At 62.9% G+C, this 11,681-nt stretch carries 9 protein-coding genes; 3 read left to right on the forward strand and 6 right to left on the reverse strand.

Annotated features, from left to right (window positions below; translation table 11 throughout):
* Window positions 1-15: 15 nt before the first annotated feature.
* Both AMK05_RS27705 and AMK05_RS27710 read right to left on the reverse strand, forming a co-directional pair.
* Window positions 16-1,914: an ABC transporter ATP-binding protein gene (locus tag AMK05_RS27705; protein ID WP_064842924.1), complete on the reverse strand. Its 1,899-nt coding sequence runs from the start codon at window positions 1,912-1,914 to the stop codon at window positions 16-18.
* Between the two features lie 81 nt (window positions 1,915-1,995).
* Window positions 1,996-3,804 (reverse strand): ABC transporter ATP-binding protein, encoded by a 1,809-nt coding sequence (locus AMK05_RS27710; RefSeq protein ID WP_082935796.1) that lies wholly within the window; start codon window positions 3,802-3,804, stop codon window positions 1,996-1,998.
* 276 nt (window positions 3,805-4,080) lie between these two features.
* Here AMK05_RS27710 and AMK05_RS27715 point away from each other — a divergent pair, with 276 nt between their 5' ends.
* From AMK05_RS27715 to AMK05_RS27725, 3 genes are all read left to right on the forward strand, one after another.
* Window positions 4,081-4,698, forward strand: coding sequence for a flavodoxin family protein (locus tag AMK05_RS27715; RefSeq protein WP_064842929.1), 618 nt, complete (start codon window positions 4,081-4,083; stop codon window positions 4,696-4,698).
* 283 nt (window positions 4,699-4,981) lie between these two features.
* The gene (locus AMK05_RS27720; RefSeq protein ID WP_064842931.1) at window positions 4,982-6,388 is read left to right on the forward strand and encodes an FAD/NAD(P)-binding protein; all 1,407 of its coding nucleotides are present in this window, start codon (window positions 4,982-4,984) and stop codon (window positions 6,386-6,388) included.
* A 71-nt stretch (window positions 6,389-6,459) separates the two neighbouring features.
* Window positions 6,460-8,388, forward strand: coding sequence for a hybrid sensor histidine kinase/response regulator (locus tag AMK05_RS27725; protein ID WP_064842934.1), 1,929 nt, complete (start codon window positions 6,460-6,462; stop codon window positions 8,386-8,388).
* A gap of 186 nt (window positions 8,389-8,574) precedes the next feature.
* On the opposite strand, the gene AMK05_RS27730 is transcribed toward AMK05_RS27725, so the two are convergent.
* The 4 genes from AMK05_RS27730 to cyoC all read right to left on the reverse strand — a co-directional run bounded on the left by AMK05_RS27730 (window position 8,575) and on the right by cyoC (window position 11,681).
* The gene (locus tag AMK05_RS27730) at window positions 8,575-9,750 is read right to left on the reverse strand and encodes an acyltransferase family protein (protein ID WP_064842936.1); all 1,176 of its coding nucleotides are present in this window, start codon (window positions 9,748-9,750) and stop codon (window positions 8,575-8,577) included.
* 107 nt (window positions 9,751-9,857) lie between these two features.
* Window positions 9,858-10,616, reverse strand: coding sequence for an SURF1 family protein (locus AMK05_RS27735; RefSeq protein ID WP_064842938.1), 759 nt, complete (start codon window positions 10,614-10,616; stop codon window positions 9,858-9,860).
* Window positions 10,617-10,662: 46 nt separating this feature from the next.
* The gene (gene cyoD / locus AMK05_RS27740) at window positions 10,663-11,064 is read right to left on the reverse strand and encodes a cytochrome o ubiquinol oxidase subunit IV (protein ID WP_064842940.1); all 402 of its coding nucleotides are present in this window, start codon (window positions 11,062-11,064) and stop codon (window positions 10,663-10,665) included.
* A complete protein-coding gene (cyoC, locus tag AMK05_RS27745) occupies window positions 11,061-11,681 on the reverse strand; it encodes a cytochrome o ubiquinol oxidase subunit III (RefSeq protein WP_064842943.1) in 621 nt (206 codons plus the stop codon). The genes cyoD and cyoC overlap by 4 nt, the downstream gene beginning before the upstream one ends.

The raw sequence follows: 11,681 nt of genomic DNA on the forward strand, positions 1-11,681 counted from the left end.
CATCCGGCTTTAGTCTTAGGTCGCCGATTGCGTCGCCGTCGTCTCTTCCAGCACGTCTTCGGGAATATCGTCGAAGGAGGCGTAGTTGAGGTTATAGAGCCTGGAATAGAGCTTGCCGTTCTTCATCAATTGCCGGTGGTCGCCGCTTTCGATGATCTCGCCGTTCTGCAGCACGATGATGCGGTCGGCCTCGCGGATCGTGGCGAGGCGATGGGCGATGACGAGGCCGGTGCGATTTTCGAGCAGCTTCACCAAAGCCTTCTGGATCAGCATCTCGGTGTAGCTGTCGATATTGGCCGTCGCCTCGTCGAGCACCAGGATCTTCGCATCCGCCACCAGCGCGCGGGCAAAGCTCAAAAGTTGGCGCTGGCCGAGCGAAAGATTGCCGCCGCGCTCGCCGAGAACGCTGTCGTAACCATCGGGCAGGCGCATGACGAATTCATGGGCGCCGACGGCCTTGGCCGCCTCGATCACCTGTTCACGCGTCGCTTCCGCCTTGTGGTAGCGGATGTTTTCGAAGACGGTGCCGGTGAAGAGGAAGGGTTCCTGCAGCACCATGGCGATCTGCGCGCCGAGCGAATCCTGCGTCAGGTCGCGCACGTCGTGGCCACCGACCAGCACTTGGCCCTGCTGCACGTCGTAGAAGCGGTGAATCAGTGACATGCAGCTCGATTTGCCCGAGCCCGTCGGCCCGACGAGCGCCACCGTCTCGCCGGGATTGACCTTGAAGCTCACATGTTTCAGCACCGGATGCTTCGGGTTGTAGCCGAAGACGACGTCCTTGAATTCGACCGAGCCGTCCATGTCGCGCGATAGCGCCTTGGCATTGGGCGCGTCCTTGATGTCGACCGGCACGTCGAGCACCTCGGTCAGCCGCTGGCCCGACGCCATGGCGCGCTGCATCACCGAATATTGCAGCGTCAGTGACCGGATCGGGTCGAAGAAGCGCTGGATATAGAACAGGAAGGCGACGAGCACGCCGACATCGAGCGCCTGGTTGAGAACGCGGGCGCCGCCGACGACGATGACCAGCGCCATGGCGACGCCCGTCAGGCTGTCGACGATCGGCACCATCACCTGTGCATAACGCGCCGCCGTCAGATGCGTCTGCAAGTTGGCATGCGCCTTGTCGTCGTAAAGGGTGAAGTTGACGCCCTGCCGGTCCATGCTCTGGACGGCGCGCACGCCGTGGATGGCTTCGGCAAGGGCGCCGGCTGCAACCGAATTGGTCTCGTGGGCGGCCATGAAGGATTTGCGGGCGAGCGGCAGCCAGAACAGCCGGACGATGAACAGCACCGGCAACACCGAAAGCGTCAGCAGCCCCAGCTTGAAATCGAGATAGAGCATCACGAAAACGATGCCGAAGAGCAGCACGATGTCGCCGACCGAGAGAACCGAGGTTTCGAGGAATTCCTGCATCGAATTGACGTCGCCTTGCAGGCGCGACATCAGGCGCCCCACTTCGGTCTTGTCCATGAAGGAGAGCGAGACACGCTGCAGATGCGAGAACATCGCCCTGCGGATATCGAAGAGCACGTCCTCCGCCACGCCGCCGACCAGCGTCTCCTGCGCGTAGCTTGCCGCAAAGTTGATAAGGATGGCGATGGCGAAGGCGGCGATCGACCAGATCAGCGCCGAATGGCTGCCGCCCGGCGACATGCCGTGGTCGATGGCGTAACGGATGATCAGCGGGATCAGCAATTGCATCATCGTGAAGGTGAGGACGGCGACGACCGACCAGGCGACCTGGCGGCGATAGGGATGAACGAAAGCCCAGATGCGCTTGACGATGTTGCCGTCGAAGGCCTTGCCGAACATCTCCTCCTCGACGCGATGCGAACCGACCACCGCCCGCGGCGGGCGGCGCCCATCCTCGCGAACGTCGGGACGCTCGGTTTCCAGTTCCTCGGCCATCACACTCCTCCTGCGGCCATTGATCCGCTGGCCCGCACATTCATTGCTTGTCTTCTTCTTCCTGGTGGGAAGAGAAGGGAGTTACGCGCTCAACACCTCGTCGCCCGGCCGCACCTGCAGTTCATAGAGCGCCTTGTAGCGTCCGCCGAGCGCCAGCAGCGCCGCATGGGTTCCGCGCTCGACGATCCTTCCGTCTTCGACGAACAGGATCTGGTCGGCATGCATCAGCGAGCTCAGGCGGTGGGCGACGATGATCGTCACGCGGTCGGCGGCATAGCGGCGCATGGCGCTGCGGATGCGCTGCTCGGTGGCCGCGTCGATCGCCGCGGTGGAATCGTCGAACACCATCACCGCAGGCTTCAGCATCAGCGCGCGGGCGATCGAAAGACGCTGCCGCTGGCCGCCGGACAGCGAAACGCCGCGCTCGCCGACGACGGTGCCGTAGCCGGTGGGCAGGCCGAGCACGTAATTGTGCAGCTGGGCACTTTCGCTGGCGCGTTCGATGCGGCCTTCCTTCGCCCAGGGGTCGCCATAGGCGATATTGTTTTCGATCGTCGTGGTGAACAGGAAGGAATCCTGCTGGACGACGGCAACGGCCCGGCGCAGCGATTGCAGTGTCGCCTTGCGGATATCCTGGCCGTCGATGGTGATCTTGCCGCCGGTGACGTCGTAGAAGCGCGGGATCAGATGGGCGATGGTCGACTTGCCGCTGCCGGGAGGCCCGACGATGCCGATCGTCTGGCCGCGCCGAGCCTCGAAGGAGACATCGTGGAGCACGGTGCGTTTTTCCGACCCGGGATAGGCGAAGCTGACATTCTCGAAGCGCAGCACGCCGTCCGTCACCGCCAAGTCCCTCGCATCCGGCGCGTCCTTGATCGATATATCGAGATCGAGCAGGTTGAAGAGGCGCGAGCCGCAGGTGGAGGCGCGGGCAAAGGCATTGACCATCAGCCCGAGCTGGCGCACCGGCATCTGCAATATGGTCATGAAGGTCAGGAACGAGGCGAGCGTGCCGACGGTGATCTCGCCCGACATCACCTTGCCGCCGCCGACGAAAAGCACCAGGCCCATCGCCGCGAAGAAGGAAAAGGTCATGGCGCTGGTATTGATCACGCGGATGCCGACGCGCTGATGGGCGAGCGCCAATGCATTTTTCGAGGCTGCCTCGAATTTCGACATTTCGTGGTCCTGCGCGGCAAAGGCGCGCACGACGCGGATGCCGCCGAGATTCTCCTCCATGATGCGGGTCAGCACCGACAGCCGCTCCTGCAGGTCGAGCCAGGTGGCGCGCAGCCTGAGCTGCGTCACCGAAGAGCGCCAGCCGACGAAGGGCACGAAGGAGAGCGCGAGAAGGCCGAGCACCATGTCGGTCGACAGCAGCATATAGGCGCCGATGCCGATCAGCACTGTGAGCAGGATCATCCGGACGAGCGCGGTGGAAAAATACATGCGCACGCCTTCGAGATCGAGCAGGCCGATGGTGATCAGATCGCCGGAGTGTACGGTGTCGTGAAAGCTGAAGGACAGCCGCTGGATCTTTTCATAGCAGGCCAGCCGCAATTCGTAGCCGATGTGGTGGCCGACGGCTTCGCTGTAATAGTTCTGCACCATGGTAAAGAGGCCGCGCAGCACGCTGGCGCCGAGCAGCAGCAGCGCCGTGGTCAGAAGCGCGTCCTGCGCCGCCTGGCCGGCCGCGCCGCCGCTCATCGCCATCTGCGTGTGGTCGACGGCCTGGCCGAGGAGGCGCGGGATCATCAGCTGGAAGGTCGAGGCGACAAGCGTGGCGCCGATCGCAAAGCCCGATTGCCAGGGGTGGCGGAAGGCCATCATGGTGATGCGCACCAATGTGAAGAGGCCTCGGCCCCAGCCTGCCGCAGTTGCAAGCGCCATCGAAGCCGAAGGCTTCGTCGCGCGTATTAACGCATCGCTGCTCACGGTGTTTTTCCAATAGATGTGTGGTCGGACGCTGGCCCGAAAAGACGGCAAATCCATGAAAGGATTGATAGCCTCGTCACTTTTGCCGATTCCATTTGGGGGTTCAAGTAAAGAATTCACCAACTGGTTATTTTTACGTGAGGTCGCCTCGCATCCTTGCGGGAACAATCGGCGCGCGGGTGGGTTGCAGCAGGCAAACCCTGTCAGGCAGCCGTTACCGGGGAGAGATCCATGCCGCTGAAAGCCCTCGCTCTCAATGCAACACTGAAGACCAGCGACGCCAAGGAGCCGTCCTCCACCGACCGGATGATCGGTCTCATCGACAAGGCACTGTCCGAATATGACGTCACGACCGACGTGCTGCGGCTTGCCGATTTCAACGTCAAGCCGGGCGTTACATCCGACGAAGGCGCAGGCGACGACTGGCCCGATATTCGCGCCAAGCTGCTCGCCGCCGACATCCTAATCATGGCGACGCCGATCTGGCTCGGCCAGCCGTCGAGCGTCTGCAAGCGGGCGCTGGAGCGCATGGACGCCTTCCTCGACGAGACCGACGACCAGGGCCGCATGGTCTCCTATGGCAGGGTCGCGGCCGTCGCCGTCGTCGGCAACGAGGACGGCGCCCATCATGTGTCGGCCGAGCTTTTCCAGGCGCTGAACGATGTCGGCTTCACCATTCCGGCCAATGCCGTCGCCTACTGGGTCGGCGAGGCGATGGGTTCCAAGAATTTCGTCGACCTCGACAAGGTGCCGAAGGTCGTGACGACATCAGTCGACATGCTGGCGCGCAACACGGCGCATCTGGCGAGCCTGCTGAAGGCCAAGCCATATCCAGGCGAGGAAGGCTGAAGTCGGCCCGTCTAAATCGTTTATCTTTCAAAGACTTGAATCCCCGTGGCAACAAAGCTCTTGCCACGGGCGCCATTTGGCGCTTTCATACACGACTAGTTTGATAGACTATAGACGGGCGTGATTGCTCCGCCCGTGCACTTCCGGGGCCTCCGGCTCGGACTTCGCTTCCGCGGCAAATGTTCGTGAATGGCCGCATGAACCTCATCAACGCATGACCCGCTATCCATGCGTTGAAACCTCGATCGACACACGGTGCGGATGAAGCCGCCAAGGAGTTGCGATGACGGTTCAAGGACTTTTTTCCGCCAGGGCCAATGCGGCGGCGCAGATCTCAGCCGTGCCGCGCATTGCCATCGTCGGGCGCGGTTTTTCCGGGATGATGATGGCGATCGCGCTGATGAAGACGGTGCGTGCGCCCTTCCATCTGCAGCTGTTCGATCCAAATTCCTCGGTCAGCGGCGGGCAGGCGCTGGCCTCGGTACGCGCCTCGACGATCCTCAACACCCGTGTGCGCGATCTCTCGGTCGCAGTCGGCGACAGCGACGACTTCAACGACTGGCTCTGCAGCAATACGGCCTTCCGCGCCGCCGTGCCGGCCGCCATCCCCGGTTTCCGGCAGATCTTCGTGCCGAAGGAAATCTTCAGCGATTATGTCTATCAGCGTTTCTCCGAAGCGCTGGCCGCGCGCCGGGACATCACCGTCCAGGTCTGCAACGATCCGGTGGTGGCGATCCGCAGGAGCCACGGCAACCGCTTCCTGCTCGAAAGCGCCAATCCGGCCAATCCGCTGTTCGACACCGTGATGCTGGCCACCGGCTATGGCCTGAACGGTGAGGGCGCCGGCGGCGAGGAGGCTTCGCCGGTCAGGGCGCAGCGGCTTGTCGCGCGGCCGCATGCGGTGCTGCTCGGCAGCGGCATCCGCGTCGTCGACCAGTTGCTGCAACTGCGCGATGCCGGTTACGCCGGCCAGGTGACGATCATTTCCCGGCGCGGTTTCCTGCCCCAGAGCCATACGCCGAATTCCGCCGATCCGGTCTTTCCGGCCGAAACGCTGCCGCAGAGCCTGCCCGACATCGTGCGTTTCGTCCGCCAGGCCTGCCGCGAGGCTGAGGAGGAGGGCCGAAGCTGGCAATCGGTGATGAACGGCCTGAGGAAACACGCCCGCTCGCTCTGGCGTTCGCTGCCGGCGCGCCACAAACACCAATTCAACCGGCATTTGCGGGCAATCTACGACAGCCATCGCAACCGCCTGCCGGAGGCGATGCATCTGCGCCTGAAACGCGAGCTCGCCGAAGGCCGCACCGTTTTGCGCCGCGGCCGAGCCGGCCGCCGGGGCCTCAGCGGCCTGTTCTTCACGCCGGCCGGTTCCATGGTCGAGGAGGTCATCCATGCCGAGCGCGTCATCGATTGCCGTTGTCAGGCGCCGGATCTATCCGCGCCGCTGATCGAGAGCCTGTTTTCCGCCGGCCTCGCCATGCCCGACGAACTCTCGCTCGGGCTGGCGGTCAATGCGCGCGGCGAGCCCTTCCTGGAGGACGGCTCGACCGTCGCCGGCCTTTTTGCCATCGGCCCGCTCGGCCTCGGCAGCCTGCCGGATATCGATCTGGTGCCGGAGATCGTCCAGCAGGCCTATGCCGCTGCCGAGCGGGTCGGCGCGCAGTTCTATCCGCAGGTCAAGGCGGTCTGAAATTTTGAGGCCGCTTCGGAACCATCCGCCCTGCCGCCGCGTTATAAAGCGCTGGTGAGTAAGAGGGGCCGATGGAAGTGCTGAATCGACAAGATACGTCCCTTAACGAAGAGGGGCGCTTTCGCCTTTTAGTCGATGCCATCACCGACTACGCCATCTATATGCTCAGCCCCGAAGGCATCGTCACCAGCTGGAACACCGGTGCTCAGCGGTTCAAAGGTTACAAGCCCTCGGAAATTCTCGGCGAGCATTTTTCCCGCTTCTATCTGGAAGAGGACCGCGCCGCGGGAATTCCGGAGCGCGCGCTCGCAACCGCCAAGGAGCACGGCCGGTTCGAGGGGGAGGGCTGGCGCCAGCGCAAGGACGGAACCCGCTTCTGGGCGCATGTGATCATCGACCCGATCCGCCGTCCCTCCGGCGACCTCATCGGCTATGCCAAGATCACCCGGGACCTGACCGAACGCAGAGCGGCCGAAAAGGCGATCCGCCAGAGCGAGGAGCAATTCCGCCGGCTGGTCCAGGGCGTTTCGGATTATGCGATCTATATGCTCGATCCCGACGGCAATGTCAGCAGCTGGAATTTCGGCGCCGAGCGCATCAAGGGCTATCGGCCCGATGAAATCATCGGCCGGCATTTCTCGACCTTCTATACCCCGGAGGACCGCGAAGCCGGCGTGCCGCAGATGGCCCTCGGCATCGCGCGCGCCGAAGGCCGGTTCGAGCGGGAAGGCTGGCGCGTCCGCAAGGACGGCACCCGCTTCTGGGCCAGCGTCGTTATCGACGTCATCCGCGACGATGAAGGCGGTGTGCTGGGGTTTGCCAAGATCACCCGCGATATCACCGAGAAGATGGAGACCCAGCGGGCGCTGGAGCAGGCCCGCGAAGAGCTGTTTCAGTCGCAGAAGATGGAGGCGATCGGCCAATTGACCGGCGGTATCGCCCATGATTTCAACAATCTGCTGATGGCGGTGCTCGGCAGTCTGGAAATCCTGAAGAAACGCATGCCGCAGGATCTGTCGCTGACATCGCTTGTCGACAATGCCATGCAGGGGGCGCAGCGCGGCGCGGCGCTGACGCAGCGTATGCTGGCCTTTTCCCGCCGGCAGGAACTGCATATGGAGCCGATCGACGTCTCCGGGCTGGTGCGCGGCATGATGGACATGCTGAGCCGTTCGCTCGGGCCGCTGACGAGGATCGAGACCTCTTATCCCGTCCGGCTGCCGACGATCGTCACCGATCCGAACCAACTGGAGATGGCGATCCTCAACCTCGTGGTCAACGCCCGCGACGCCATGCCTTCCGGCGGCCGGATCGCGCTGCGCGCCTCCGAGGAGACCGTGCCGTCAGGCAAGGGTCCGCTGCCGCATGGCCGCTATGTGAGGATCGCGGTGATCGATGAAGGCGAGGGCATGGATGCAAAGACGATGGAGCAGGCCGTCACGCCGTTCTTCACCACCAAGGGTGTCGGCAAGGGCACCGGTCTCGGCCTTTCCATGGTGCAGGGCCTTGCATCCCAGTCCGGCGGCCGCCTGATGCTGAAGAGCCGCGTCGGCGAAGGCACGACGGCCGAATTGTGGTTCCCGGTCGTCCATGCCGAGCAGGTGACCGAGGTCGCGGCCGAGCCGCCGCAACGCGCAGCAAATGCGCCGCGCCGGCTGCGCATCGTCGCCGTCGACGACGATGGCCTGGTGCTGATGAATACCACGCTGATGCTGGAGGATCTCGGTCATACCGTGTTCGAGGCGATGGCGGGTCCCGAAGCGCTTGAGATCCTGCGCCGGCAGCCGGTCGATCTTGTCATCTGCGATCATGCCATGCCGCGCATGACCGGCGCCGAGCTCGCCGAGGCGATCCGCGGGGAATGGCCGGAGATGCCGATCATTCTCGCAACCGGTTACGCCGAGCTCCCCGAAGGAACGGGCATGGCCAACCTGCCTCGCCTCGGCAAACCCTTCTCGCAGGCGCAACTCGCCGATGCGATCAGCCGGGTGGCTTCTTAGAGCAATGCCAGGAAAAATGTGACGCGGCTTTCCGTCCGGAATTGCGCAAAATTAACGAGCTGGAGCGGCTGTGCTAGAACAGGATGATTTTAGGCTCGGTTGGCCTAAAATCTGAATCCTGTTCTCAATTAAAGAGTTAGAGCATGATGTCGTCCGAAAACCGCTCACACTTTTCGGCATCATGCTCTAGGCGCGACGCTTCTCGCCGCCATCATCCTGGATGACATCGCCACCTGTTCCCTCCCGCAGTTCGCCCGCCGTGACTGAAGCTGCGCCGCTCAGGAGGCGCTTTTCGGTCTCCTGCAGGTCAAGGATGGCTCGTTCGACCTGCTCAGCCGGAGTTTCGCGCGCGGTAACGCGCCACCGGTGATGCTGCCAGAAGCCGACGAGCAGGCGTCGGCTCGGGACTTCGATCGTCTCATGCAGGAACCATGCGCCTCCCACCGCAACGAACAGCGCCACCGCGATGAGCGCCGGTTCCGGCATCACAGTCTCAAAACTCCGATGCACCAGGAACATGATGGGGACGTGGAAAAGATAGAGGGAGAAGCTGATCGTCCCGAGAAACCTCACCGGTGCGGCTGCCAGGACATGGGCGGCAATGGGAGGTTGTCGTGCGACGAGCGCCACGATGACGGCTGCGGCGGCCGCGCTTTGCAGGCTCCAGAATTCAGGGGAAAAACCAGGCGCGAGATTCCGGTAGGTGAAGAACACCACCAGAAGGAACAGCGTCAAAATTCCCGTGAGCGCGGATGGCGTCCATCTATCCCAGTAGGAATGCATCCGCCCGGCAAGTGCGCCGAAAAGAAAGTAGGGGAGTTTGGAAACGAGCAATATTCCAGGTCCAGGCAATTCCAGCAGACCATCGACGACGACGATGACTGCGAAACCGACGATGACGCCGCTGTAGCGCTGCGGGCGGGCCAGGCAAAGCCATAGGATCGGGAAGAGCAGATAGAATTGAATTTCGGGTGGAATCGACCAGAAGACACCACTCGAGCCGAGAAGAAGGACATGGCGGACAAAGTCCGTGGCGCCGGTGATGGGCTGGACGAAGTCCAGATTCTGTATGCCGGACAGCATCGCCACGAGCAGAACGGCAGCGAGATAAACCGGATAGATGCGGGCAAAGCGGCTCACCAGAAAATCAAGCACGCTTTCTCTGGTCACCGGCCGCGAACCGTAGAGATGGGCCATCAGGAAGCCGCTGAGGGCAAAAAACAAGCCGACGGCTTCGCTGCCCATGGTCGTTACATGCGCCGATGTGCCGGGAAAGATAAGTCCGACATGGGCTTGAACGACCAGCAGCGCGGCGATACCGCGCAGGCCATCGAGACTGGGAATGTAATCCGGCCGGTTCATGTGCAGCTTTATCTATTCTGTTCCGGTCAGAAATATCGGAGATCGCTTTACACGATATTAATCCGGTTGCGCTGAAGCCAGCCGGCGCAACCAATTGCCGGGCCGCACTACTCCCGGCGGCCTCTTCCGATCTCGCCGCGAAGGATGAACGCCAGCAGGGCGAGCGCCATTGCCGCCAGCCCGTACCAGGTGAGTGCATAGACGAGATGGTTGTTGGGGAAATGGATGATGGTCAGGCCGCCGACCGGCAGGCCGCCCGGATTGGCGGTCGCATCGGCATCGATGAAATAGGGCGCGACCGCGCCGATGCCGCGCTCTTCAGCGATTGCCGCAATATCGCGCGAATACCAGCGGTCGGCGGCGAGGTCATTGGATTGCAGCAGCGATCCCTTCGGCTCGGTCATCCGCATGAGGCCGGTGATCTCGACCGGACCTGACAATTCGCCGGCGCGACGGGTGACCGGATCGCGTCTGTCGATCGGCACGAAGCCGCGATTGACGAGAATGGCCGTGCCGTCGGCAAGGATAAGCGGCGTCATCACCCAATACCCCGGACCGAGCACCGTGGAGGCGTAGATCAGCGTTTCCTTGTCGTTCGCCAGCGTCCCGCCTGCGATCACCCGGCGATATTCGTCATCGGCGGCACTGACCTTGCCCCAATCGGCCTGCGCCGGTGCCGACACTGGTGCGGCATGCACATGCTCATCGACACGGGCGATGAGATCGCGCTTCCAGGCGAGGCGCTGCACCTGCCAGGTGCCGAGCGCCGCGAGGGCTGCGACAAGCAGGGCCAGGCAGACGCAGAAGATCATGCGTTTTGCCTGAAAAGGCCGCCGTTCCGATTTGTCCGGGAAAGACTCGCTCATCGGCTGACCCGATGCCGGCGACGCTGCCGCCGGCGCTCGGTGATGATCACGGCATGTTCTTCATCATCTCGGGGCTCATCGGCATCATGTTGCTGTTGAGATGATGCATGACCCAGAGCGAACCGGAGAGCGCGATGGCGACGATGATGATGGTGAAGATCAGCGCCATCATCGTCCAGCCGCCCTCGCTGCGCGGGTTCATATGCAGGAAGAAGACCATATGGACGACGATCTGGATGGCGCCGATGCCCATTACCAGCACCGCCGTCACCGCCGGGCTGGCGAACACGCCTGCCATGACCAGCCAGAAGGGAATGGCGGTCAGGACGACGGAGAGCGCGAAGCCCATCATGTAGCTGCGGAAGGTGCCGTGGCCGGCCTGATGACCGTGGCTGTGGCCGTGATGGGCCTCGTGGGCATCCTCATGCGCGGGTGCTTGCGAACTCATCCGAGAACTCCCAGGAGATAGACGAAGGAAAAGACGCCGATCCAGACGACGTCGAGGAAGTGCCAGAACATCGACAGGCACATCAGGCGGCGGCGATTGGCTTCGACCAGCCCGTGCATCGACACCTGCACCATCAGCGTGATCAGCCAGATGATGCCGAAGGTGACGTGCAGACCGTGCGTGCCGACCAGCGTGAAGAAGGAGGAGAGGAAGGCGCTGCGCGTCGGCCCGGCGCCTTCGTGGATCAGATGGATGAACTCATAGAGCTCGAGCCCGATGAAGGCGGCGCCGAACAGGCCGGTGACGCCGAGCCAGAACAGCGTTTCCGCCTTGGCGTTGCGCTCCATCTGCAGCATCGCGAAGCCGTAGGTGATCGACGAGAACAGCAGCATCGAGGTGTTGAGGGCGACGATCGGCAGATCGAAGAGATCGGCCGGCGACGGACCGGCCGCATAGTTGCGGCCGAGCACGCCGTGGGTGGCAAACAGCACCGCGAAGATCAGGCAGTCGCTCATCAGGTAGAGCCAGAAGCCGAGATTGGTGCTGTTCTCCGGATGATGATCTTCCGTCAGGTAGAATTCAGGCTTTGCGGCCGTGTCGATGGTCTGATCGCTCAT

The sequence above is a fragment of the Rhizobium sp. N324 genome, from assembly GCF_001664485.1.
In the GTDB taxonomy this organism is placed as follows: Bacteria; Pseudomonadota; Alphaproteobacteria; order Rhizobiales; family Rhizobiaceae; genus Rhizobium.